Genomic DNA, 24,151 nt, shown 5'->3' on the forward strand with positions numbered 1-24,151 from the left:
TGTTGCTATTGGATAGACTAGCCTGTGATCAGTTTCTCAACTGCTATGTCATGGGCTTTCTCTACCATTAACAGGTGGTGGAACAGTTTGGCTTCCATTGGCATGTAATAGTAAAAGCCCTGAACGTAGTCAGCGCCGTGCCGGATGGCAATATCACCTTGCTCGCGAGTTTCGATACCCTCAACAATGGTTTGCACACCCATTTTACTGGCAATGCTAATAATTCCCGCCAAAAATTGGCTTTTTTTGGCGTTTGTCTCGATGTCGGCCACAAAACAACGATCAATCTTAAGCTTGTTAATTTCCAATCGATGCAGATACTCAAGCGATGAATATCCGGTTCCGAAGTCATCCAGCGCGAATTGGATGCCCATGCCACGAATTTTTTGGATCACGGGAACGCTTCGCTTGAAATCGATAGCAGCATTGTCTTCAGTGACCTCAAGGCATATCTGACGGGCTGGAATGTGACGACTGAGCAAATGTGCTTTAAGAATATCCGGCAGTTGCTCACAAATCATGGACGGGTTCAGATTGATCGATAAAAATCCGTTAAAATTCATTGTTGAGAATAAATGTGCAGACTCCAAAGCTGCTTGACGCAAAATCCAGATCCCCAAGTCCTTGCCCAGGCCGTTTTGCTCACAAATATTGACAATCTGATTGGGCGGGATGTCAATTTCATCATTTAAGCGGCCCCGCAGAAGAACTTCAGCACCGGCAATCCGGGTACTGAACATCGCCGTCACGATGGGCTGATACACAAGCCAGAGTTTCAAGTCGCCCTTGTTGTGACGAAGCAGTTTGACCAATCCCCGCAAAATTTTTGCCCTGGTATTAAATGCTAAGCGCATTTCGTCGTCGCTTATACGGTAGTTGATCTGTTTTTCAAGGGCATAGTTAAGCGCTCTGAGAGCGTTACGGTGGCGCGTATGCCAGTGTCGAGTTGTATGTTTGTCGCAAACAGCAGAGTCCACGCCCGCAACGAAGCGTATAGGAACCTTGGTATTGCCTATCGTCCATTCAAAATTAGCTCTATCTATCAGTTGATCGATAATCGGTCCACAGTTATTCGGTGAGCTATTTTTCTTAACAATGACAAACTCGCAGTAAGACGTATGAATCAGTAAATCGTGCTTTTGAATGCTGTTGCTTAACCGCTCCGCGCAGAGTCGAACTAACGTATCAGCCTCTGCGCCGCCGTGTTCTGTCAGGATTTGCTGGGAGTTTTTAATCTCCACGGCAATGTAAGTGTCTGATTCGTTGACAACACATTTACGCTGCAGGTAGTTGCGGTTATAAGTTCGCGTAATTGAATCCATTACGAATTTTTTACGTATATGAATCAAAGCAAAGGCGCAATAGACAAGCACACCCCAGAGCATGACTAGCAACCCTACTTTTATAATCCGGATTTGGTTCAGGTCTCTGTCAAGCTGCTCGGTTATATTGCCACTTTCACCGTCTATTAAATTTTTGATTACCATCTGTCTGATGTCCACGTTGATGCCATCCCATCGTTCATGGATAAGCGCCAGCGTGGCAGCGTCTGAGGTGCCGCCAGCAATGTCCGCGACTGGCTGGCTCAGTTGATTAAACCGGGTATAAAGATCTTCAATACTCTCTGTATTAGAGTCGACGCGCCGAAGCACAGATGCCTCGACGCTATTTAAAAGATAAGTAAAGCGATTCCACAAAATGTCATAGTGGATCGTCAGCGATAACGGGTTTGCAAGCTCTGAATCTACCAGCAACAGATATCTGTCAAACATGCTGGCTTCATTGCGGAGCTGTGCTAGGTTCAACGAGGCTAAATGGATATCCTGCAACGACACGTAGTTGCGTTCGCGAGCGTTCAGATTCATAAAACTGGATGCAACAAACAACAGTGCTAGGCAAACGAGAACGCCGATCGTTATTTTGTAGGAAAACAGCCGGTGTAAAACGCTAGAGCCCGACCAGATCACTGCGACTCTCCAATAATAATATCGCTGAGTTGCCAACTCATTAGTCGATAAAAATCTTCGTTTTCCAGGTCTGGCCTCTTGATCAGCGGGAAAATGATCCAGAACGGCCCGCGATCCCTGATCGACATCGGAAGATCGTTTTTTCTTGTCGCCACGATGGCGTCGGCGTGTTTTAGCTTGCCGAACGTGGTTTGAGTGGAATAGTTGTTGAGCGCAACAAGTTTTAGAGGCGTACTTTGAAAAAATACCCCGAGTACGTCAGAAAATGCAGTTAAATTTCCTTTGCAGTTTTTGATGAGTGTAGGCGTTTTCATGTGGCTCACTCTAACCTCCCTCCTTGAATACTAAAAATTTATAGGAACATTACATTAAAATAGTACGTTTTTCTCGTCTATTCGATCCAGAATCGAAAATTCCAAATTCCAAATTTCAAACCGTTTTTTATCGATATAAACTCTAATTATTAGATAATAATCAAAAGGTTAGTTTTTATTTCGATGTTTCAGAGTGATTTTTTAGCCATGATTTTAGGTCGATTAAAAAATTTCAAGAATAGAATTTTGTCAGATTTTTTTCTGTTTTGAAATTTTTTATTCATTAATAGTAATATAAAGTCCAAATATTATTGACAATATAGGTTTAGAAACACTACATTTTCACTATAAAAAGGCCTCACAAAAAGTTGGCGTGAAAATGCAGCTATGATGTTGATCAAAGGTGGCAAGAAGTCTGTTGATACAGGTCGGCCAGTTTCGACAAAGGGGCCGAGTGCCCCTATGTTCTATTCGCAGGTTTTTTACGAGTTGCCTATCCCGGGTTTCATTGTAGATGTCGAAGCCGGTAGCAAGATCGTCGATGCCAACTGGGCCGCAGTCGATGCGTTCGACACAATGCCGTCAAAAATTATTGGTTTTGCATTTGCTGAGTTGTTTGTTGTTAATTCCCCGGACAGTTGTCTCGACTACGACCAGTTGCCTTCAATTGGTAGCGAATTTACATGCCATTTCATGGAATCAGGTTCACAGTCTTCCATCGAAGTTTCGGGTGTCTCACGCTTTGATATTGACGGGAAAACGTTCGCCACTATACTTTTCCGCCTCAAAAAACTGTCCGACAGGGTTCAGGCAGACCTGCAAGAGCGAATGTTTCTGGATATTCAATCAGGCTTGCCGAATGGCTTCGCGGCAAAGCGCAAGCTGGAAATGTTTGGCCAGACAGGCTTAAGGCAGTCCAGAATTTATGCGGTCGCCATTTTTTCACTTGAAAACTGGCAGCAAACCAAGGTGCTGCCAGAGGTCAAAGTTGCTGCCATCATTTTAAAGTTGGCGCTGCGTATAAAACTTTGGGAGGAGCGCGGCGTTTTCTTGTCGCGTCACGAAAAAAATGGTTTTCTTATTATTTTGCAAGACAGGGCAGACTATAAAAAAATCCTGGAAAATATTTTTGGCGACTTGTCAGAGCCCGTGGTGTTAGAAGGCAATATCTACACTTTTCCGGTAAATGCGGGCGTTTATGTCTGGAGCGTTTGGGAGCCCCCCGTGGCGCTCGAAATGCTGACCAAGGCCCGCGAGGCCCATTACCAGTCACTACTGATTGGCCCAAACAGGTGGTGTTTTTACAGCGAGGGCAAAAATCGCAAAGACTGGCAAAAAATTGAAGGCCGGCGCATTACCGATGCATTTCGCCGCGGGAACTTCTGTCTGTACTTCCAGCCGTTGGTGCAATTTAACTCTGCAGTTCCCCATAGTGCAGAAGCGTTGCTGCGCTGGAATGACCCAGGCAAAGGCATTAAAGAGCCTGTTGAGTTTTTGGCCAAATTAAAAAGCCTACCTATTTATGACGATATCAGCCTTTGGGTATTGGACCTGGCGCTCATCACGCTAGAGCGTTGGTACAAGTCCGGTCATTACACAAAGCTGTGCATCAATATTGAAGCAGTGCAGTTGGCGAAACCTGAGTTCGTTGAGCGAATGTTGAATGTCATGAATGGGTTTTCGTCCAGAGCCTTCAGTTTTCTCAGTATTGATATTGTAAATAGTAGCAAGCTAGATGATTGTGGTGCCCTGGTGTCTTCACTTCGAGCGCTTGGCGCTTACGGCGTGGATTTCTCAGTTGATGATTTTGTTTTCAGCGATGCTCGGCTGTTGGAAGCCAAACCGGTTTCGGTACGGTCGTTAAAGATAGCCCGCCACTGTGTGAAAAACCTGGAACACAATCTAACCGACATGCGTTTGGTGCGAAACGTGGTTTGCTTGGCCGCTCGGCACGGAGTAACCGTGTATGCCAAAGGCGTCGAGCGTTCCGCCCAACATAACGTATTGAAGGCTTTGGGGTGTGACGGTGTGCAGGGTTATTTGCAGTCGGGCCCCTTGGTGGAAGCCGACTTTTTGAGTTACTTGGCGACATGTGATCAACCAGAAAATGCGGCGGAAGACGCTGAGTATCTGAAAGGTTTCTCAGAGGCTTTGTCTAATGCCCGTCGTACGCTTCAGGATCAACTTTGGGCCTGCCTTAATACCTGCAATGTTCAACTAATTTCAGAATCTGTGCTGCAATCGTTACTGATCACAATGAGTGACATTGAAGCGCGAGAGTGTTTGACGGAAAAAGGAATCAGCAAGGTTAAAACAGCCGAACAAGCTGCGCGTCACATACTGAAATTGACCAGCAAAGCAACAACGCTGCCTTCTACTGAAGACGATGAGAAGAAGAGAGATAGGCTGCTGCTCAGAATTCTTGTTTCGCTTAGTGACCTGGTTGTTGCTCTTGACAGCATTATTGAGTAAGACGCAAGGGGTGGGGTGATCATATGCAAAACAGGTACAATCAGGCGTCGACGCTGCTAGGCCTTGCTATTTTATTGTTATGTTGCGCTTTGTACGTTCTTTTTCTTGAAAAGCTTTATGTTCTCGCCGTTTTTCTTTTACTACTGGATTTGCTGGTAGTGTACCTGGCGTTAAGCCTTATCAAACAATTTGCCAAGGATGACACCGGAAAAAATAAATTTTATCCGGTGAGGGCCAGTAATAAAGACATTGTTTTGAGTGTGAAAGTAGCTAAAGACGAATTGCTAATCAGAGCAGAACGCCCTTTTTATTAACGTTGTACCCAGCGAAATCACGCATCAGGCCGTCTTCTTGCTCGGCATGCTGCCTTCGCTTTCCTGGTTGTCGAAAAACTGTGCCTGTAGGGTTTCGAATCGGTGCTCCAGCGCACGCAACCGTTGCCGGTGTGCTGCCTCGCTTAGAATATCTTCTAAATCTTCGTGGGGTAAGCTCTCAAGAATTTCGTAAATCTGCATTCGTATGACCGAATCTTCACCCGTTGCGTTGGGATTAAAGGTGGCGGGGCTGGCTGATTTGTCGCGCATCATGTGGCCTTCGCCATACAGAAGCCAGTCTAAAGAAGCACCTTTGGTTTTCGCGCACTCTGCGCACAGCGCGTAAGGAACCGCTGCGCGTTGCCTCCAGGAGCTTAGCGTTTGTGGACTGATCGCGAGCGCTCGCGCTAGGTCAGCGTCCCGTTCGACGCCAAAAATCTTCTTCATCCTCGAAAGTACGGTATCTACCTCAGAGCTCATACTGTTCATACGTGCCTCTTTTAAATCGTCATAATTATTGACAGTTCCGGCAGTGCAATACTAATATTGCGTACGAGTGCAAAGGGGAGCCTGTCATTACACATTTACTCTAACGCGTTCGCCTGCTGAAAATCAAAACGGTGTCACAATTTTGTCATATACATAATTATATTAATATTTTGTAAATTTCATCCGGTTCGTTGCACCAGTTGTATTTGGGATTTTCGTTTGTTTTAGAGTCTTATAAAAAGAGGGTAGCATATGTTACGCAATACAAGGCTGAACAAAAAGCAACCATGCTGCGGTACAACTTTGGATTCTGCGTATTCTGCTTACGAAAGCACCCTCAAAGGCATTGCGGTTTACAGTCGCAGAACGGATTTGGTCGGATTCGCGTTTGCCTTGCAGGGGGCAGGGTGTTGTGAAGAGTGTAGTAGAGAGCACAGTGAGCCTGGCCGCGAAGCGCTGTCGGTTGCCAGCCTGAACGAGGCGGTTGCCAGTTTGGAACGAGTATTGGCAAGCTGCACTTCTGCTAACAGCCTGTCGGGGCCATCGGGTTTATTTCGGTACGCACAGATCATACTTAAAATTAATGTACGTTTGCTACTCGTTGAACGTTTCTGCCGCTTGCTGGTAGAGGCTTCAGAAACGCTTACCCTGGCTGGTTACAACCTTTCAATTGCGGTTGACAGTAACAATCTCTTGTTTGTGCGTGAATATCGAGAGCTGCGGCAGATTATGTTCTCGTTGGCCGATGTGGGTGTCGACTTCACTCTTGAAAACCCGGCGCATGAAGCAGGCTTACCGGCGCAGATGACGGCCTTGGAAGGCGCTTTTTCTTCCGTGTCGGTAACCCCGCAGTGGTTGGGCATTCATCAGTCGGAAGACGAGCTGGACTTGTCGCATTACATGGCGGCCGTAAGTCGGCTGAGTGTTCTGATTCATGAAAAAGGCAAACACGTCATTTACGATGGTGTTTCAAACAACTGGCAGCGCTCGTTTGTGACGGCGCTCCCGGTCAGGCTGTACACAAGCCCTGGCAGCTCAGATGACATTTGTGTTTGATGGCAAACCAGGCTGTGCCTGCAGTGAGGCAGAGCCCGAAACGCTCGGAATCTTTGAAGCTTTCGATCCCCAAACCCAGGAGTTTTTTTGATGCACCAAGCGCTTAGAAACGAGGCGGAAACATCCGTGGCGCAAACGGGTTCTGCAGAAGGCATTGCTGTATTACTGGGGCGACCCCCCCGCCGTGCGACCAGTGGTAAGCGGTGCCTTCTGCAGATTTTAGTTGCCGCACTGGTGTTGCCAGCGTCGCTGGCCCAGGGGCAAAACGCACTGTCAGAACAAGAGTTTTTGGACTACCTGCGTAGCCTATCTCAGCCTGCCGACAACTCAGAGCCGTCTGCGGCCCTGCAGCGGCAAGTGTCCACCTTTGCACTGGGCATGATGGCGCTGCCGCCGCCCAACGTGTCCACGTTTGGCATCAACAGCGGTTTTGGCCTGCCCGGGGGTTCCATGTTTGCCGCCGGCGCCATAACCGACGTGCGTGACCGCGTTCAGGGCTCCAGCGTGGACGGTTCAGGCGCCGTGGGCTTGGGTTTCGGCGATGCCAGTCAATCGATAGGTGCAGATTTAAGCGTGGGTATTCTAAGTGTAGACCCAGACGACTTTGGCGAAGACGGCAACGTCAGCGCCCGGGTGTTTCGCCAGCTACCAGGATTTGGCAGCAGCGGCATCAGCAGTGTCGCCCTGGGTGTGGCTAACGCGGCAAACTGGGGCTCTGCCAAAAACATCGACAGCAACTACTTCATTGCCGGCTCTACCATTATCGACATCAGCCCGAACGCCTCCGGTTACCTGCCGCTGATGCTCAGCGCCGGTTATGGCACCGGCGTAAAAAATCTGGAACGCGACCCGGCTGGCTTTTTTGGCGCCGGCATCGGCTTCACCTCACGCTTCTCTGCCAGCACATCCTGGAGCGGCGACGAGGTCATGGTAGGCCTGGGTATTCGCCCATTCCTTCGCTACAGCAGCCAAATAACCCTCGGCATGGGCGATGTCACCAACCGGCTGGATGGCCGCCGCTGGATTATCACCGGATACTGGTTTTGGGAGGACGTATTTTGAAACCGAATCAGGCGTTACACATCGTCATTCTGTTGGTACTGGCCTTTGGCGCCGGGCCTGCTCACAGCGGGGAAGTATCGGTTATTCCACCGACCGCCATCATAACTCCGCCAATGACCATAACCCCGCCAACGATTGTTATTCTGCCAGTCAGCCCGCCCTCGGCTGCCGCAGCTCTGCAGCGCCTGCAGGCAGTTATTGCTGCATTCCCGCTCAGTGCTATGAGCACCCAGGGCCTGCAGCAGGCCGCCAACTTAGTAAAACAGGCGCAAGCGGCCGGCACCCTAACGCCGGCGGAACAAAGCGCGTTGGCTGATTTGGCAAATAATATTCAAGACGAGTTGTCCGGCCGTTAGCCGGTTGGCAGAAATCCTTAATATGAATACTAATGCTACAAAAAAACACAAAAATCCGATTTTTGTTACTTGTATCGAGTATTTTCACCGGTATACTTTGTACTTCATTTGAGGCTAAAGAGGCTTCAACAGGAACTACACAGCGCAACAGCGGGGCACGGGCATGGCTTGGTACGTGGTTCAGTACAAACCGCTGGAAGGCGACAGAGCATTCGTTAATTTATCGCAACAAGGTATCGAATCCTTTTTCCCGAAAATTACCGTGCAGCGCATTCGCAACCTTAAGCGTACCTGGGTTGAAGAGCCACTGTTCAAAGGTTACCTGTTCATCAACATGCAAACGCAAGATCCGCTTTGGTCAAAAATACGCTCAACCCGTGGCGTTAGCCGCATAGTCATTTTTGGTGGGCGCCCGGCCGTGCTGGCAGACACCGTAATGCAGGAAATACAGAAAACCCTGGACGGCATCAATAACCAGGATGGCCTTCAAAAGGGCCAGGAGTTGAAGCTCGAAGGTGGCCCGTTTAGCGGTATCAATGCCATTTTTCAAAGTTACGACGGCGATGAAAGAGCCATCGTGCTGATCACCTTTATGCAGAAGCAACAAAGGGTAAAAGTGCCGCTGTCGGCCGTAGCGTCGGCCTAGTACAGGCCTAGTACAGGCCTAGCGTCGCTCAGCCGGTAAACACATTGCAGTAGTGAATTTTTGAGCAAAAACCAGCGATTGCGCCGGTTTGCATTTTCTTGATGGAATCTTTTTTGTACTAGGCCGGTGAAAACCGTGCGGTAGCGTGCCCAGTCAAAATTTTCAACCAGTCGGAAATATTCCTTAATGATACGAAATTTTGTGATCGGCTTATTTGCGTGTGTCGTGCTGTCGGCTTGCACCATCATACCGGGCAGCCATTTGTCAGTACCGGCGCCCGAAAATACCGGCATCGATCAAGACCTAAGCCAGCAAGTAGACGTCTACGCCATTACCCAGCAGCTGGTGGCCTCCATGGTAAAAACCGGCAGCTACCAACCCATAGTAGACAACGGGCTGAGCAAGCAAATAAAACAGTACGATTACATTGTGCGCCCTGGCGATACCCTGAAAATAACACTGCACAGCCACTCACAGATCAGTAGCGGACAAAGCGCAGAAGGCGATGCCGCGGCCAGTGGTTACTACGTCCACCACGACGGCAACATTATTTACCCTTACCTGGGCGTCGTACCCGTGGCCGGGTTAACCACCATAGAAGTCCGCCAAGAGCTGACGGAAAAACTGCTGCAATACTTACAAAAGCCGGTGCTAGACGTAACCGTGACCAACTTCCGCTCCAGCAGCGTGTACATCACCGGTGCGGTGGGTAGCCCCGGCAAGCAGTACCTGTCTAACGAAGCCATGACCCTGTTCGAAGCCGTCACCCTGGCTGGCGGGCTTAGCAACAACGCTGACTGGACCAACGTAACGCTGATTCGTGACGGGCAATCCATACGCTATTCCCTGCGCCAGCTCTATGAAAATGGCGATAGCCGTCAAAACGTATTGCTGCGCCCCAACGACGCAATACACATCGCCACAGACGACACCGCCAAAGTGTTTGTGCTGGGCGAAGTGGGTAAGCCGCAAACCATCAACCTGGGCCGCACCGGCTTGACCCTGGCCGACGCACTCGCCCAAGCCGGCGGCTTCAGCCAAACCACCGCCGACGCCAGTGGCATCTTTGTGGTCCGCCGCGCCGCGCCTGACAGCGGCAAACTGGCTCAGGTGTTTCAACTCAATGCCAAAAACGCCATCGCTCTGGTGTTGGCAGATCAGTTTATGTTGGAAAAACGTGACATTGTTTACGTAACCGCTGCGCCGGTGGCGCGCTGGAACCGGATTATTTCCCAGCTGCTGCCAACCGTTCAGCCGCTTTTCCTGATCAACGAAATTAACGACCAATTTATCGAGAACAACTGATAATGCACTTTAAAACCGTGCTAATGGTGTGCGTCGGCAACGTTTGCCGCAGCCCCCTGGCGGAACACCTGCTGCGCTCAAAGCTCAGCCTTGGCAGCGGCGTTACCGTGGCATCCGCCGGTCTGCGCCCGCCCATAGGCTCGCCGGTGCATCCGATTGTGGAAGAACAATTGCAAAGCCGCGGATTAACCGCCGCAGGCCATCGCGCCCGCCAGGTGAACTCGGAGCTGCTGCTGCAGCACGATGTGGTACTGGTGATGGAACCTGCCCACATAGACATGTTGCACACCATAGAACCGCTGGCCCGCGGCCGTATATTTCTGCTGGACCACTGGGGCGAACAGCAACCCATACCCGACCCAGTACGCCAGCAGCGCGAAGCGTTTGATCACGTTGAACAATTGATTGACCAGGCCACCGGCGCCTGGCTTAGCTACCTGGACACCCCCGTTAATGAGTGAACAACCCAACACCACGGCGCCCGAAGACCAACAAGTCGATTTACTGGCCCTGCTAGGCCTGCTATGGGACAGCCGCTACTGGATTATCGCCATCGCGGCATTGGGCGCCGGCATTGCGGCCATGAACGCCAGAAGTCAAACCCCGATCTACAGCGCCAACGCGCTGATTCAGGTAGAACCCGGCAACTCCGGTGTGCTGTCGGTGCAAGATATAGGCAGCCTGCGCGGCTCCGGTGCCGCCGCTGAAATAGCCTTGATTGAAAGCCGCTTCGTACTGGGGCAGGTGGTAGACGAGCTCAGCCTGAACGTATTTTCTGCCAAACATTATTACCCCTATATCGGCAAATTCATGGCCTCGCGCTTTAGTGGCCCCGCCGGCACCCTGGCCAAGCCCCTGTACGGCGAAGGCTACGCCTGGGGTGGCGAACAGCTGGAACTGGCACGCTTTAACGTACCACCACAGGCGGTGGGCGGCGCTTTAACCTTACAGGCGCAAAGCGCAAACACTTGGGCTTTGTACCCCGGCAGCCCCGACAACTTTGACAGCGGCACCGCCGGCGCACCGCTGTTAACCGGCACCGTGGGCGAACTGGCCGAAAACAACGGCTTTAGCACCTTGGTGCAAACCCTGGTGGCTCACCCCGGCACCTTATTCCAAGTGCAAAGCCAACGGCGCCATAACGCCATTTTAGGCCTGCAAGGCCGCCTCAAAATTGCCCCGGGGCGAGAAGGGTCCGGCATGCTGCGGTTGTTCCTGGAACACCCAGACCCCGCCGTGGCCGAATCCATCCTGAACGCCGTGGCCGCCCTCTACGTTAAACAAAACATCGAGCGCAGCAGCGCGCCCATCGTACAATCGCTGAACTTCCTGCGCGACACACTGCCGGGTGTCAGAAAAGACCTGGAAGCCGCTGAAAAACGCCTGAATAACTATCAAATTCGCAACGGCATCATCGATATCAGCGCCGAAGCCGGCGTGGTGTTCAGCGAATCCGTGCGCCTGCAACAACAACTCACCGAACTAAACTTCCAGCGCCGCGACATTCAGGGCCGATTCCAGCCCGATCACCCAGCCTATCAAGACTGGTTGTTCCGCATCGCCGAAACAGAAGCCCGTCAGCAAGAGCTTGAAAAAGACATCGCCCGGCTGCCACAAACCCAGCAGGAACTCATTCGCCTGCGCCGCAACGTGGCACTGGGTAACGACATTTACCTGCAAATGCTGTCAAAAATTCAGCAGCTAGACATCGCCAAAGCTGGCGCCGTAGGCAACACCCGCGTAATAGACCAAGCCGTATCCAGCTCGGGCCCGATCAAACCCCGTAAATCGATGATCACCCTGATCGGCCTGGTGGCGGGCATTATCGCCGGCTGCTTACTCGTACTGGGCCGTGCCGCCTTTAACCGCGGTGTAGAAAACCCCGAAGTCATCGAAAAAATGGGCCTGCCGGTCTACTCCGGCGTGCCGTTTTCGACCGCCCAGCAAAAACTGACATCCAAACGCCGCAAAAAATCCGACCACGGCGACGAGAAATCCCAGCTGCTAGCGCTGATCAACCCGGCCGACCCAGCGGTTGAAGCCCTGCGCAGCCTGCGCACCAGCCTGCATTTTGCCATGCTGGGGGCCAGCAACAACGTACTGATGATCACCGGGCCGAGCACCAACGTGGGCAAAACCTTCTTATCCACTAACCTGGCGGTGGTGATGGCGCAAAGCGGCCAAAAAGTCTTGCTGATAGACGCCGACCTGCGCCGCGGCACCTCCCACATCACGATGGGCGTGCCCAACGGCAAAGGCCTGTCGGCCGTACTGCTGGGCAACGCCAGCCTGGACCAAGTAGTGCGCAACACCGGCGCCAACACCCTGAACTTTATCTCCCGTGGCTCGGCCCCGGTCAGCCCCTCGGAGCTGTTAATGGGTAAAGGCTTTGCGGATCTGTTAGAGCAGGCCTCCAAGCAGTACGACCTGGTGATCATAGACACTCCCCCCGTACTGGCGGTAACCGACGCCTCCATCGTCGGCAAATACGCCGGCACCACCATGCTGGTCACTCGCTTTGGGTTAAACCCGGCCAAAGAAATCGACCTGGCGCGCAAACGTTTTGAGCTTAACGGCGTCACCATAAAAGGCGTGGTGTTCAATGCCATCGTCAAAAAAGCCTCGGCTTACGGTTATGGCAGCTACCGCTACTATAACTACAACTATAAATCCGAAAAAAACTAAGTAAGAAAACACTATGAACATACTGGTAACAGGCGGCGCCGGCTTTATCGGCTCCGCGGTGGTGCGGCACATCATCCGCAACACCAATCACACGGTCGTGAACGTGGATGCACTGACGTACGCCGGTAACTTAGACAGCCTGGCCGACACCGTGCACAGCGAACGTTACCGCTTCGAACACCACAACATCTGCGACCGCGCGGCCATGGACACAGTGCTGAATACCCATCAGCCCGACCTGATCATGCACCTGGCGGCAGAAAGCCACGTTGACCGCTCTATCGACGGCCCGGCGGAATTCATCGGCACCAACATCGTTGGCACCTACACCCTGCTGGAAGCCACCCGCCAGTACTACAACACCCTGAACGGCGACAAAAAATCCGGGTTCCGCTTTCATCACATCAGCACCGATGAAGTCTACGGCGACCTGGAAGGCACCACCGACCTGTTCACTGAAACCACCCCTTACGCACCCAGCAGTCCGTACTCGGCCAGCAAAGCCAGTTCAGACCACCTGGTACGCGCCTGGCACCGCACCTACGGCCTGCCGGTGGTGATCAGCAACTGCTCCAACAATTACGGGCCCTATCATTTTCCGGAAAAACTCATTCCGTTGATGATTTTGAACGCCTTGGAAGGCAAGCCCCTCCCGGTGTACGGCCAGGGCGAACAAGTGCGCGACTGGCTGTATGTGGAAGACCACGCTCGTGCCCTGTATAAAGTCGTCACCGAAGGCCGAGTGGGCGAAACCTACAACATCGGCGGCCACAACGAAAAACGCAACCTAGACGTAGTACACACCCTGTGTGACCTGCTAGAACAACTGGCCCCTGTAAAACCCAAAGGCATAAATCACTACCGCGACCTGATCACCCACGTCACCGACCGCCCGGGGCATGATTTACGCTACGCCATAGACGCTAGCAAAATTGAGCAACAACTGGATTGGGTGCCAGAAGAAACGTTTGAAACCGGCCTGCTCAAAACCGTGCAGTGGTACCTGAACAACACCGAATGGTGCCAGCGCATCGCTAACGGCAGCTACCAGCGTGAACGCTTAGGGGCCAGCGCATGAACATCCTGCTACTGGGCAAAAACGGCCAGGTAGGCTGGGAACTGCAGCGCGCACTTGCACCCCTGGGCACGCTGGTGGCATTGGGCCGTGAAACGGAAGACGGCCTCTGCGGTGATTTAGCCAACCCCGAAGGCCTACAGCAAACCATTCAAACACTGCGCCCCAGCGTGATTGTAAACGCCGCCGCCTACACAGCAGTCGACGCCGCCGAGCAGAATCCAGAGCTGGCCCACCGCATAAACGCCACCGCCCCCGGTGTACTGGCCGAAGCCGCCAAAGCCGTAGGTGCCTTGCTGGTGCATTACTCCACCGACTATGTGTTTAACGGCACCGGCGACTTGCCCTGGCAAGAACACCACAGCACCCAACCGCTAAACACCTACGGCACCAGCAAACTGGCCGGTGAACACGCCATACAACAGGTCGGCGGCCACCACATGATTTTTCGCACCAGCTGGGTGTACGCCCGCCAAGGCCGTAATTTTGTCAACACCATGGCCAACCTGGTGCAGCAAAAGCCTAGCTTGAACATAGTGGGGGACCAAATTGGCGCGCCCACCTCGGCCGAACTGATTGCCGACATCACCGCCCACTGCCTGCGCGCCTGCCGCCCGGACATGGTCGACAATGGCGTTTACCACCTGGCAGCCAGCGGCGACACCAGCTGGTGTGATTACGCCCGCTACATCGCCGAAACCCTGCAAGCCCTCGGCGCCCCGGTCACCGCAACGCCGCAATCCATACTGCCGATTGCCAGCGAACATTACCCCACGCCGGCCCAACGCCCGCTGAATTCGCGCCTGAACACGCAAAAACTGCAAACCCGTTTTGGCCTAACCTTGCCCTATTGGAAGTTAGGGGTGAAGCGGGCACTGATGGAGGCACGGATGGACGCACTGAAGGACAAGGCGAAACACCCCATATGCTGAAACAACTGCTAGAACTCTACCGCCTGCTTACCAAACAACAGCGCAAAAAGCTGATCAAGCTTCAGCTGTTAGTGGTACTGATGGCCTTTGCCGAAATTGCCGGTGTAGTGTCCATCGGGCCCTTTATGGCCCTAGTCGGCGACATGAGCCAACTGCAAGGCGATGGCAGCCTGGCGCAGATTTATAACGCTACCGGCGCCAGTTCACCAGAGCAGTTTTTGTTTTGGACGGGTATTGGAGTCATGGGCCTGCTGACACTGGCGGCGATTGTTTCAACGGTGACCACCTGGCGCCTGTCGATGTACGGCGCCAAAATCGGCGCAGAAATGAGCACCCGCTTGTATCGCCATTATATGCATCAGCCCTGGTTGTTTCATGCCAGTGGCAGCAGCAGTGAACTCACCAAGCAAATTACGGGTGAGTGCTCACGGGTAACCGGCGGAATCATCAATCCGTTAATGCAGATGAACGCCAGAGTAGTGATGGCAACGCTGATGGCCATCGGCATATTTTTGTACAACCCCGCCGTGGCGCTCACCGGCATTGCTATTTTTTCCACGGCTTACTGGTTGTTATTCCGCATCGTGCGTAAGCGATTAACAGCCAACGGCCAAACCATCAGCCGCACCCAGCAAGCTCGTTTCAAACTGATGGCAGAAGGCTTTGGCGGCATAAAAGACACGCTGCTATTAGGCCGACAGTCAAACTTTATCAGCCGTTTCGACAAAGCCAGCAGCCAGTTTGCCCACGCCCAAGGCACCAATGGGGTGATGAGCCAAGTTCCGCGCTTCGCCATGGAGCTGGTGGCCTTTGGTTGTGTGATCTTTTTGATTCTGTATTTGCTGACCAGCCACCAAGGCAACGTGGGTACCATCTTGCCGGTGTTGTCGGTGTACGCCCTGGCGGGTTTCAAACTACTGCCGGCGTTTCAGCAGATTTACAGCGGTCTGTCTGCAATTCGAGGCAATATGTCAGCCTTCGAAGCCATAAAAGGCGACCTGCAAGCCAGCGCAATCAACGAATCCGCTGAAGCGAAAACGGCTCAACAAACAAGCAATACGCACCTGGTTCCTAAAACCTCCATTCAGCTCAAAAACGTGACTTTCGCCTACCCAGGCAAGAAAAAACCCGCGCTGAAAAACTTGGACATAACGATCTTCGCTAACAGCGTGATTGGCCTGGTGGGTTCTTCCGGCTCTGGCAAATCCACGGCTATTGATTTGGTGCTGGGCTTGATGCAGCCCGAACAAGGCCAGTTATTAGTAGATGGAAAACCGATTACCCAAGACAACCTACGCGCCTGGCAGAACACCCTGGGCTTTGTACCGCAATCCATCTTCCTGGCCGACAGCAGCATCCGCGAAAACATCGCCTTTGGCCTGCCTGAAAATGAAATAGACGACCAAAAGGTCCGCCGTGCCACCAAAATGGCCCACCTGGAAGAACTGGTCCAGGAACTGTCAGACGGCTTGAGCACCCGAGTAGGGGAGCGCGGTGTGCAACTGTCCGGCGGCCAGCGCCAGCGTATCGGCATAGCTCGCGCCCTATACCACGATGCCGAAGTGCTGATTCTAGACGAAGCCACCAGCGCCCTGGATGGCATTACCGAAAAACTGATCATGGACGCCATCCACGATTTCGCCGGCCAAAAAACCATCATCATGATTGCCCATCGCTTGGCTACGGTAAAACAGTGCGACACCATTTATTTATTAGGTAACGGCAGCGTTGTGGACTCTGGCACCTACACCGAACTGACGGAAAGAAACCACATCTTCAAACGCATGGCACAGCACGCGTAACCGCACCGCACCTGCAAATAACCACCCAGGAAAATTCATGAAAGGCATCATTCTGGCCGGCGGCTCAGGCAGCCGCCTGTACCCCATCACCCGCGCTATCTCCAAACAACTGCTGCCGGTGTACGACAAGCCGATGGTTTACTATCCGCTGTCTGTACTGATGCTGGCGGGCATTCGCGAGGTGTTGATTATTACCACCGCCGAAGACCAGGCCGGCTTCATACGCCTGTTAGGTGATGGCACACAGTTTGGCGTGAATATCCGCTACGCCGTTCAGCCAAGCCCAGACGGCCTGGCCCAAGCATTTATTATCGGTGAAGAATTTATAGGGCAAAGCAGCGTGTGTCTGGCATTGGGCGATAACATTTTTTACGGTCATGGTTTCACACCAAAGCTTAAACAGGCTGTTGAAAACGCAAAGAGCGGTAAAGGCGCAACGATATTCGGTTACCAAGTGAAAGATCCTGAGCGGTTTGGTGTTGTTGAGTTTGACGAGAACAAGCGTGCTATATCGGTAGAAGAAAAGCCAATAAAACCGAAATCTCATTATGCGATAACCGGATTGTACTTCTACGACAATTCGGTAATCGACATTGCAAAAAATGTTGCGCCCAGTGACCGTGGTGAACTCGAAATCACCTGCGTAAATCGCGCCTACTTGGAGCAGGGTAACCTTAATGTTGAGCTGTTGGGCCGAGGCTTTGCGTGGTTGGATACAGGCACCCACGAAAGTCTTCTTGAGGCGTCCCAATATGTAGAAACGATTGAAAAACGCCAAGGCTATAAAATTGCCTGTTTAGAAGAAATTGCTTTCAACCAAAAATGGTTAACAAAAGAACAGCTACTCGAACAAGCTGGCAAACTCAACAAAAGTAGTTACAGCAAATACCTGAGAGAATTGGGCGAGGAATACGCATGATACCAGTCACCAAACCTTATCTACCCAATCGGGAAAAACTTAACAAATACATCGACGGAATTTACGAGCGACAATGGTTGACGAATAACGGCGTACTTGTCCAAGAGCTTACCCGGCGCCTTGAAGAATACTTAGGCGTTGAAAACCTATTACTGGTCAGCAACGGCACCTTAGCGCTGCAAATCGCCTACCGAGCACTGGGCGTGAGTGGTGCGGCCCCCGGTGAGCAACCTGAAGCTATAACTACGCCGTTTACGTTCATTGCAACCGCAAGCTCGCTAAAATGGGACGGTATAGAGCCTGTATTCGTAGACATAGACCCTGAAACTTGGTGCCTGGCGCCCGGTAACATAGAAGCGGCTATTACCCCAAATACCCGTGCCATTGTCCCCGTGCATGTATTTGGCAACGCTTGCGATGTAGAAGCAATTGATATCATCGCTAAAAAGCACGACTTAAAGGTGATTTACGATGGCTGCCATGCCTTCGGTGTGAAGTACAAAGGCGAAAGTCTGCTCAAGCACGGCGACGCCGCCACGTTGAGTTTTCACGCCACAAAGTTATTCCATACGGCTGAAGGCGGCGCCATTATTTTCAAGCGTAAAGAAGACCTTGAGCGCGCCAGAAAGATGATCAATTTTGGCATCACCGGGCCGGAAAAGATCGAAGAGATCGGCATCAACGCCAAGTTGAATGAATTTCAGGCGGCGATGGGACTGTGTGTGCTAAATGAGATGGAACAAAACCTGGAAGCACGAGCAGAAGTTTGGCAACGGTACGAGAAAGCCCTAGGCCAAACCCTCCGACTCCAGGCGAAGCATCAGGCGCTTGACTACAATTATGCTTATTTTCCGGTGGTTTTTGACAGCGAAGAAAAGGCAGTGCGAGTGGCGACGGCGCTCAAAGAAAATGGGGTGCTGGCAAGGAGATATTTTTACCCGTCGCTGGAATCCGTAGATTGCCTAGATGCCAAAGTAGAGCAACCCGTCTCAAAAGACATAGCTAGCCGAATATTATGCTTGCCCATTTTTGATCAGCTTGCCCAATCAGATCAGAGTATGATCATTACGGTGATTGAGGCGGAGCTAAAGGCATGAAAATCGCAGTCATGCAGCCGTATCTGTTCCCCTATATCGGCTATTTTCAACTCATTTACGCAGCAGATTTATTCTTGATTTACGATGACGTCTCGTACATCAAACAGGGCTATATAAACCGGAATAGCTTGCTCTCTCCGAATGGAGCGACACGATTCACTGTGCCCGTGCCGGGTGCCTCCTCAAATAAACTCATATCCGATTTACAGTTCTCAATGGATGTGACTAAAGTGCTGAAAACTATTAAACAAAGTTACTCTAAGGCACCCTATTTTGAGACGGTTTTTCCACTAATTCACGAGATTCTGGAACATGAAGACCGCTCTATCGCTTCAGTGTGCATGAAGAGCTACGAAACTATTTTTTCGTACCTGAGGCTAGATAAGCAGTTCAAGAAAACTAGTGAAATCGAGTATGACCGATCCGACTCGGCACGAGATCGATTGATTGCTTTGTGTCATAAATTTAAGGCTGATTGCTACATCAACGCACCTGGGGGCCGGTCGCTTTACGCCACGTCGGATTTTGCTGAGCACGGGGTAGAGCTAAAGTTCATCGACTCATTGCCGGTGGAGTACGATCAAGGTGGCGGTGAGTTTGTGCCGAACCTGTCCATTATTGATGTTCTTATGCATTGCACACCGGGAAAAGCGGCTAGTCTGGTTACACGGTATGAACTTAGTTAATTGCATTGCGGCCCTTCAAAATACAAGCGGGAAGTTTTTTAATGGAAGCTCAATCAGATAAAGCGATTGGTGGCTACCACGGGCTTGAGCTTCCATTTTTGGACTCAAAGCTGGATCAATCTACGGTGAGAACGAACTCCGCAAGGTCAGCGATCAAAGTCATATTAAAAGCCATTAATGCTAAAAAAGTTTGGTTGCCAGCATATACTTGCGATGCTGTTGTTGAGGCAGTAAAAAATCTGGATATTGCTTTTGAGCATTACCAGATTAGCCCGACCTTCGATGTAGATGCTGCTGTGCGACTCGGCAAAGGCGAGTACATACTGATAGTTGATTACTTTGGTACTTCTGGTGATGCGGTAAAACGGAGTCTCAAAAGATTTGGTTATGTCAATACGATAGTTGATTGTTCCCAGGCCTACTTCTCTGAACATACCGGTGCTTTAGCCACTGTCTGGTCACCAAGAAAATTCTTCGGCCTCCCCGATGGTGGGTTGCTTTATTCAGATGACCCCCGAATCAAGCAACCGGAGGGTCGAGACAACACTTCAGAAACCCGGATGGGCCACTTGATCAGCGGGCTCACCAACAGCCCGGAAAAGGCCTATCAGAAATACTTGGAAGCCGAGCAGGCAATAGTAGATTTGCCAGTGCTTGGGATGTCTGAATTGACTGAACGCTTAATGCATTCTGTCGATTTTGAAGCCGCAAAATTTGCACGAGGTCGGAATGCTCGTCATCTTCACAACTATCTGGGCAAGTATAATCGATTAAATCTGAATTTTGACGACATTACAGCACACAGCACCGCTGTGCTACCCGTTCCTTCCGAATGTAAACACAGCTAGAAGGGCAGATCTGATCAAAAAAAGAGTGTTTATTCCCAGCTATTGGCCCGAGGTGATGACCAGAGTGGGCGAGGGTAGCTTTGAGTGGGATTTGGTGACGAATGGCCTCTTCCTGCCGTGCGATCAGCGGTACACCGAACATGATATGGATAGACTCGTCCATTTGTTGGCAATCAAGTAAAAGGTTTTAATGCATGACCTCCCCTGAAAATCGGACAGAAAAGTACGCACGTGTTTCAGCGCTTGAAATGCTGTTGGAAGACATCAACGGCAACCTGGCGAGTGCGAACGAAAATTACCTAGAGAACTCAGCCGAACGTTTCTCCAAAATCTTTGTGATGGGCCCTCTTCGTTCGGGAACAACGCTGTTTACCCAATGGCTCGCAAGTAGCGGCTTGGTAGCTTACCCAACCAATTTGCTATCGCGCTTTTTCGGCGCTCCGTTGGTCGGCGCAAAGATCCAGCAACTGCTTACAGATCCTCAGTACAGTTTCCGGAACGAAATTCTGGACTTTAATTCCGAGATTAACTTCAGCTCCAACAACGGCAAAACCAAAGGCGCGTTGGCACCGAACGAATTCTGGTATTTCTGGCGGCGTTTCCTGCCCTTTGACGAGCTGGATTACATGCCCCCTGATGAACTGCGGCAAAAGGCTAGTCTTCCCAGGTTCCGGGACGAACTGAATGCTCTGGCGAATATCTTCGAAAAACCGTTCGCCATGAAAGCCATGATCATGAACCAGAACATCCCGGAGCTGGCTGAGCAGTTTGAAAAGCCCCTGTTCATCTGGATTCGCCGTGATCCGATCTTCAACATACAGTCTGCCCTGGAAGCTCGCAAGCGGCAGTACGGCGACATCAACACCTGGTACTCATTCAAGATCAAGGAGTACCAGGAGCTGAACGGTCTAGACCCGCTGGAGTCGGTAGCAGGTCAGATTGCGGCGATCAACCGCTCTGTCAAAGAAGGCATCTCCAAACTGCCGGAGAACCAAAAGCTGGTTGTTCAGTATGAAGATTTCTGCCAACGACCAGAGCATTACTTCAATGAGATTGCCCGCCGGTTGGTTGAGCAGGGTGGGGTAAATGGAGCTGATGTTCCCGAATACTCAGGAGAGGAACGCTTTTTCAACACTAATAGCTGGCGATTAACAGAGTACAGCCAAGCGGAGGCCGAGCGGGTGTATCAATCGACGCCGTTTGGTGATTGATGAGCAGGCGGGTGTTGAGGCGAGTAAAAAACCGTGGCGTTAGGCAATCCACGCTATCAATCATGCCGCGAGTGCAGCTAACCCGGCTCGCTGGAGCGCGAAGACTCGCAATTTACGCAGATAGAAACCGTCTCGCTCAACCTGGGACGTGAGCTTCAGATCATTACGGCTAAGCCAAGAAAATGGACAGGATGAAGAGTGCTTATAGGCGACATCACCCTTGACCACTACCGGTATTAATTTTTATAAATAACAGGTGATTTTTGAATTATTTCTTGCTTAGTGCAAAGTCTATTCATTCTTATTTATTCGTTTTTTATTTAATAAAAAAGTGTGGCATTGCTGGTGATAGATTGGCGATAGTATTTTTTGATGCCAACTCATCTGCAGATCTTTTGATGGATTTTCCCGTAGATGACGTGAAGATATATTTTAAAAGTGAAGCCTATAGCAAGGAGACTTATAGAAATGTAAAGTCAGTTACAGTGAGCTCTTTGCAGCCTAACAATGCTGAAGCGATTGTTAGATGTGTCGGTAGTGGGTATTTTTCTTATGAAAATATTTTGATAAGAATAACTGATGATGAGGTTGACAGATGGCAAAAATCTTACTGCCAGACAGGAAAGTTGGTTGAAGATAAATCTATGCTAATTGACGGTAATGTTGTAAGTGTTTTAAACCGGGTGTCAAGGTTTTTATGTTTGTACCAACCTTGGGGAAAAGCTTTACAAAAAATGCTTGGAAAGAAATTAGATATTGTTAATGTTTTAGTTGATGCAAATAAGTTTTCTGACGTTGAGGTTGAGACTTGCTATTATGAAAAAATTCAACCAAGTGTGCGTTCACAATTAGAAAAAAGTAGAGCTTTGAGAGTAATGCTCTTTACTAAGCCAAAGCCTTCGGGGCCGACTTTCTCCTATCTTTTTTCTTTTCTTTTGCTATTGTTGACTAAATCTGATGCTTTAAGGAGTAGTGTCAGATATATTGAGATATATTATTGGGCGCCGTCCTTTTTTAGGCATCCATTACACGCGCTGCTAGTTTTTTGCATAAATCTCTTTTCAAAATTTAGCGGATTAAATGTGAAAACTATTAAACTTTCAGGTATGCCTCCAACTTTGTACTATTCATTTTTATCCTCTTGCCACGTTCTAATAGCTCAAGATCGGGGTGGGCTGGGTGCAATCAATGAGTTTTTTAAGTCTGGCGGTAAGGTAGCTGTAAACTCGAACTCTCTTAACTACCAAGTTTTCAGTGGGTTGGAGGGGTTGAAGTTTATTAGCTCGGGAAAAAAAACAAACTTGTTGTTTTATTCAATTATGAGTTTTAAAGAAGATGATTTTGAAGCGTGGTCCGAAAGGTCTAAAGAAGCAAAAGAATTTTTTAAAAAACATGATGCTGTGGCAAAGAAAGAGTTTTTAAAGATATATACGTAGCTTTATGGCTACGTTTAGGGATTATGTTTATAAAAATTTTAATCACCAGCGCCGGCGGCTTCATCGGCTTCCACCTGCTTGACTGAACTAAAGGTGAAACGAATTTTTAAGGCGGCATCCGGCGCAAACAGAAGAAAGCGGCACTGGATGAAAACTACCTTGCCGCGATTCTTGCGGTGTGAAATGTTTCATGCGTTTTCCCTGGGGGGAAGTCAAGGAAAGAAACCAGATCTTCAAGCGCATGGCACAGCACGCTTGATGACATTAAAGTCGCCGTAGAGACTATTTATGAAACCAACTCTTGACCTCATAGGTCGAAAAAAAGAACTGTTCACTAAAGATGTTAAAGATTGCGAAATAGCACTGACTGAGACTGTCAAAAGCTCCCGCTTCCTTGTTCTTGGCGGCGCTGGCTCAATCGGACAAGCAGTAACAAAAGAAATCTTCAAGCGAAATCCTGCAAAACTCCACGTTGTCGACATTAGCGAAAATAACCTCGTCGAATTAGTCCGAGATATTCGTAGCAGCTACGGTTATATAGACGGTGATTTCCAAACTTTCGCGCTGGATATTGGTTCTATCGAGTATGACGCATTTTTTAAAGCGGATGGCCAATACGACTATATTTTGAATTTGTCGGCTTTAAAGCATGTACGCAGTGAAAAAGATCCTTACACGTTAATGCGTATGATTGATGTCAACGTCTTTAATACAGACAAAACACTGCGACAGGCAATCGACGCGGGAGTAAAGAAGTACTTTTGTGTTTCAACGGACAAAGCGGCTAATCCGGTTAATATGATGGGTGCGTCAAAGCGGATTATGGAAATGTTTCTGATGCGCCGAAGCCTAGACATTGAGATTTCGACGGCTCGCTTTGCTAACGTTGCATTTTCCGACGGTTCGCTTTTATATGGATTCGGCCAGCGTGTGGAAAAAGCACAGCCAATAGTCGCGCCAAATGATGTTAGGCGTTATTTTGTAACACCAAAAGAATCTGGTGAGCTTTGTTTGATGTCGTGCATTTTTGGTGAAAACCGTGACATTTTCTTTCCAAAGCTTAGCGAAGAATTGCACTTGGTATCGTTTGCGGATATTGCGGTTAAGTATCTTCAGCAAAAAGGCTTTGAACCAGTAATTTGTGCGGATGAGGAAGAAGCTCGGTCTTTGGTACATACGCTCCCTAAGCAAGGGAAATGGCCCTGCCTGTTTACAGGCAGCGACACTACTGGTGAGAAAGACTTTGAAGAATTTTTCACCTCTGCAGAAACGCTTGATATGGAACGGTTTCTGAATCTTGGAATTATTAAGAATAATGCGGAATTCGATGAGGCTCTTTTATCGGAGTTTGAATCCAGTATTCACTCGTTAAAAAACAATCTCGCCTGGACTAAAGAGGATCTTCTCGCCCTATTTTTCAAAATGATTCCAGATTTCGGGCACAAAGAAACCGGTAAATATCTCGACGGCAAAATGTGA

22 protein-coding genes are annotated in these 24,151 nt (G+C 50.1%); 19 read left to right on the forward strand and 3 right to left on the reverse strand.

Going from position 1 to position 24,151, the window contains the following annotated elements:
- Positions 1-17 precede the first annotated feature (17 nt).
- Both ATG98_RS14115 and ATG98_RS14120 read right to left on the reverse strand, forming a co-directional pair.
- Positions 18-1,865 carry a GGDEF domain-containing phosphodiesterase gene (locus ATG98_RS14115; protein ID WP_143751473.1) on the reverse strand — a complete coding sequence of 616 codons (1,848 nt, stop codon included), beginning with the start codon at positions 1,863-1,865 and terminating at the stop codon, positions 18-20.
- A gap of 98 nt (positions 1,866-1,963) precedes the next feature.
- Complete coding sequence (locus ATG98_RS14120) at positions 1,964-2,290, reverse strand: hypothetical protein (protein WP_143751475.1); 327 nt, start codon at positions 2,288-2,290, stop codon at positions 1,964-1,966.
- 378 nt (positions 2,291-2,668) lie between these two features.
- On the opposite strand from ATG98_RS14120, the gene ATG98_RS14125 reads away from it, so the two are divergent.
- Together ATG98_RS14125 and ATG98_RS14130 are read left to right on the forward strand one after the other, a co-directional pair.
- Positions 2,669-4,753 carry an EAL domain-containing protein gene (locus ATG98_RS14125; protein ID WP_098417813.1) on the forward strand — a complete coding sequence of 695 codons (2,085 nt, stop codon included), beginning with the start codon at positions 2,669-2,671 and terminating at the stop codon, positions 4,751-4,753.
- Positions 4,754-4,776: 23 nt separating this feature from the next.
- Positions 4,777-5,067, forward strand: a complete 291-nt coding sequence (locus tag ATG98_RS14130; RefSeq protein WP_098423545.1) for a hypothetical protein — start codon at positions 4,777-4,779, stop codon at positions 5,065-5,067.
- A 24-nt stretch (positions 5,068-5,091) separates the two neighbouring features.
- Here the strand turns inward: ATG98_RS14130 and ATG98_RS14135 are convergent, their stop codons facing one another.
- Positions 5,092-5,556: a helix-turn-helix domain-containing protein gene (locus ATG98_RS14135; RefSeq protein ID WP_098417815.1), complete on the reverse strand. Its 465-nt coding sequence runs from the start codon at positions 5,554-5,556 to the stop codon at positions 5,092-5,094.
- A gap of 252 nt (positions 5,557-5,808) precedes the next feature.
- Here ATG98_RS14135 and ATG98_RS14140 point away from each other — a divergent pair, with 252 nt between their 5' ends.
- The 17 genes from ATG98_RS14140 to ATG98_RS14225 all read left to right on the forward strand — a co-directional run bounded on the left by ATG98_RS14140 (position 5,809) and on the right by ATG98_RS14225 (position 24,151).
- Positions 5,809-6,612 (forward strand): hypothetical protein, encoded by an 804-nt coding sequence (locus ATG98_RS14140; RefSeq protein WP_098417816.1) that lies wholly within the window; start codon positions 5,809-5,811, stop codon positions 6,610-6,612.
- 90 nt (positions 6,613-6,702) lie between these two features.
- Positions 6,703-7,674 (forward strand): hypothetical protein, encoded by a 972-nt coding sequence (locus ATG98_RS14145; RefSeq protein ID WP_098423547.1) that lies wholly within the window; start codon positions 6,703-6,705, stop codon positions 7,672-7,674.
- A complete protein-coding gene (locus tag ATG98_RS14150) occupies positions 7,671-8,030 on the forward strand; it encodes a hypothetical protein (protein ID WP_098423549.1) in 360 nt (119 codons plus the stop codon). Before ATG98_RS14145 ends, ATG98_RS14150 begins: the two co-directional genes overlap by 4 nt.
- Positions 8,031-8,193: 163 nt before the next feature.
- Positions 8,194-8,676 carry a transcription termination/antitermination NusG family protein gene (locus ATG98_RS14155; protein WP_098423550.1) on the forward strand — a complete coding sequence of 161 codons (483 nt, stop codon included), beginning with the start codon at positions 8,194-8,196 and terminating at the stop codon, positions 8,674-8,676.
- A 186-nt stretch (positions 8,677-8,862) separates the two neighbouring features.
- The gene (locus ATG98_RS14160; RefSeq protein ID WP_098423552.1) at positions 8,863-9,981 is read left to right on the forward strand and encodes a polysaccharide export protein; all 1,119 of its coding nucleotides are present in this window, start codon (positions 8,863-8,865) and stop codon (positions 9,979-9,981) included.
- Positions 9,982-9,983: 2 nt separating this feature from the next.
- On the forward strand, positions 9,984-10,442 hold the full coding sequence (locus ATG98_RS14165) for a low molecular weight protein-tyrosine-phosphatase (RefSeq protein ID WP_098423554.1): 459 nt from the start codon (positions 9,984-9,986) through the stop codon (positions 10,440-10,442).
- Complete coding sequence (locus tag ATG98_RS14170; protein ID WP_098423556.1) at positions 10,435-12,666, forward strand: polysaccharide biosynthesis tyrosine autokinase; 2,232 nt, start codon at positions 10,435-10,437, stop codon at positions 12,664-12,666. The genes ATG98_RS14165 and ATG98_RS14170 overlap by 8 nt, the downstream gene beginning before the upstream one ends.
- A gap of 13 nt (positions 12,667-12,679) precedes the next feature.
- The gene (gene rfbB, locus ATG98_RS14175; RefSeq protein WP_098423558.1) at positions 12,680-13,744 is read left to right on the forward strand and encodes a dTDP-glucose 4,6-dehydratase; all 1,065 of its coding nucleotides are present in this window, start codon (positions 12,680-12,682) and stop codon (positions 13,742-13,744) included.
- Positions 13,741-14,673 carry a dTDP-4-dehydrorhamnose reductase gene (gene rfbD, locus ATG98_RS14180; protein ID WP_098423560.1) on the forward strand — a complete coding sequence of 311 codons (933 nt, stop codon included), beginning with the start codon at positions 13,741-13,743 and terminating at the stop codon, positions 14,671-14,673. The genes rfbB and rfbD overlap by 4 nt, the downstream gene beginning before the upstream one ends.
- A complete protein-coding gene (locus tag ATG98_RS14185; protein WP_098423562.1) occupies positions 14,667-16,475 on the forward strand; it encodes an ABC transporter ATP-binding protein in 1,809 nt (602 codons plus the stop codon). Before rfbD ends, ATG98_RS14185 begins: the two co-directional genes overlap by 7 nt.
- 37 nt (positions 16,476-16,512) lie before the next feature.
- Positions 16,513-17,394: a glucose-1-phosphate thymidylyltransferase RfbA gene (rfbA, locus tag ATG98_RS14190; protein ID WP_098423564.1), complete on the forward strand. Its 882-nt coding sequence runs from the start codon at positions 16,513-16,515 to the stop codon at positions 17,392-17,394.
- Entirely contained in the window at positions 17,391-18,491 is a 1,101-nt protein-coding gene (locus ATG98_RS14195) for a DegT/DnrJ/EryC1/StrS family aminotransferase (RefSeq protein WP_098423566.1), read from the forward strand. Before rfbA ends, ATG98_RS14195 begins: the two co-directional genes overlap by 4 nt.
- Complete coding sequence (locus ATG98_RS14200) at positions 18,488-19,177, forward strand: WbqC family protein (RefSeq protein ID WP_098423568.1); 690 nt, start codon at positions 18,488-18,490, stop codon at positions 19,175-19,177. Before ATG98_RS14195 ends, ATG98_RS14200 begins: the two co-directional genes overlap by 4 nt.
- Before the next feature lie 41 nt (positions 19,178-19,218).
- Positions 19,219-20,025 (forward strand): hypothetical protein, encoded by an 807-nt coding sequence (locus ATG98_RS21575; RefSeq protein WP_143751477.1) that lies wholly within the window; start codon positions 19,219-19,221, stop codon positions 20,023-20,025.
- 194 nt (positions 20,026-20,219) lie between these two features.
- Entirely contained in the window at positions 20,220-21,236 is a 1,017-nt protein-coding gene (locus tag ATG98_RS14215) for a sulfotransferase (protein WP_098423574.1), read from the forward strand.
- A 263-nt stretch (positions 21,237-21,499) separates the two neighbouring features.
- Positions 21,500-22,672 (forward strand): hypothetical protein, encoded by a 1,173-nt coding sequence (locus ATG98_RS14220; protein WP_098423576.1) that lies wholly within the window; start codon positions 21,500-21,502, stop codon positions 22,670-22,672.
- 288 nt (positions 22,673-22,960) lie between these two features.
- Positions 22,961-24,151, forward strand: coding sequence for a UDP-N-acetylglucosamine 4,6-dehydratase (locus tag ATG98_RS14225; protein ID WP_098423577.1), 1,191 nt, complete (start codon positions 22,961-22,963; stop codon positions 24,149-24,151).

The sequence above is a fragment of the Marinobacter sp. LV10R520-4 genome (genome assembly GCF_002563815.1).
Taxonomy (GTDB): domain Bacteria; phylum Pseudomonadota; class Gammaproteobacteria; order Pseudomonadales; family Oleiphilaceae; genus Marinobacter.

Excerpts from the sequence above, each read along its gene's own strand:
- ATG98_RS14115 (WP_143751473.1), bottom strand. The coding sequence starts at position 1,865 with ATGAATCTGAACGCTCGCGAACGCAACTACGTGTCGTTGCAGGATATC.
- ATG98_RS14155 (WP_098423550.1), top strand. The coding sequence starts at position 8,194 with ATGGCTTGGTACGTGGTTCAGTACAAACCGCTGGAAGGCGACAGAGCA.
- ATG98_RS14130 (WP_098423545.1), top strand. The coding sequence starts at position 4,777 with ATGCAAAACAGGTACAATCAGGCGTCGACGCTGCTAGGCCTTGCTATT.
- rfbD (WP_098423560.1), top strand. The coding sequence starts at position 13,741 with ATGAACATCCTGCTACTGGGCAAAAACGGCCAGGTAGGCTGGGAACTG.
- ATG98_RS21575 (WP_143751477.1), top strand. The coding sequence starts at position 19,219 with ATGGAAGCTCAATCAGATAAAGCGATTGGTGGCTACCACGGGCTTGAG.
- ATG98_RS14215 (WP_098423574.1), top strand. The coding sequence starts at position 20,220 with ATGACCTCCCCTGAAAATCGGACAGAAAAGTACGCACGTGTTTCAGCG.
- ATG98_RS14195 (WP_098423566.1), top strand. The coding sequence starts at position 17,391 with ATGATACCAGTCACCAAACCTTATCTACCCAATCGGGAAAAACTTAAC.
- ATG98_RS14125 (WP_098417813.1), top strand. The coding sequence starts at position 2,669 with ATGATGTTGATCAAAGGTGGCAAGAAGTCTGTTGATACAGGTCGGCCA.
- ATG98_RS14160 (WP_098423552.1), top strand. The coding sequence starts at position 8,863 with ATGATACGAAATTTTGTGATCGGCTTATTTGCGTGTGTCGTGCTGTCG.
- ATG98_RS14185 (WP_098423562.1), top strand. The coding sequence starts at position 14,667 with ATGCTGAAACAACTGCTAGAACTCTACCGCCTGCTTACCAAACAACAG.
- ATG98_RS14170 (WP_098423556.1), top strand. The coding sequence starts at position 10,435 with ATGAGTGAACAACCCAACACCACGGCGCCCGAAGACCAACAAGTCGAT.
- ATG98_RS14145 (WP_098423547.1), top strand. The coding sequence starts at position 6,703 with ATGCACCAAGCGCTTAGAAACGAGGCGGAAACATCCGTGGCGCAAACG.
- rfbB (WP_098423558.1), top strand. The coding sequence starts at position 12,680 with ATGAACATACTGGTAACAGGCGGCGCCGGCTTTATCGGCTCCGCGGTG.
- ATG98_RS14225 (WP_098423577.1), top strand. The coding sequence starts at position 22,961 with ATGAAACCAACTCTTGACCTCATAGGTCGAAAAAAAGAACTGTTCACT.
- ATG98_RS14200 (WP_098423568.1), top strand. The coding sequence starts at position 18,488 with ATGAAAATCGCAGTCATGCAGCCGTATCTGTTCCCCTATATCGGCTAT.
- ATG98_RS14140 (WP_098417816.1), top strand. The coding sequence starts at position 5,809 with ATGTTACGCAATACAAGGCTGAACAAAAAGCAACCATGCTGCGGTACA.
- rfbA (WP_098423564.1), top strand. The coding sequence starts at position 16,513 with ATGAAAGGCATCATTCTGGCCGGCGGCTCAGGCAGCCGCCTGTACCCC.
- ATG98_RS14135 (WP_098417815.1), bottom strand. The coding sequence starts at position 5,556 with ATGAACAGTATGAGCTCTGAGGTAGATACCGTACTTTCGAGGATGAAG.
- ATG98_RS14165 (WP_098423554.1), top strand. The coding sequence starts at position 9,984 with ATGCACTTTAAAACCGTGCTAATGGTGTGCGTCGGCAACGTTTGCCGC.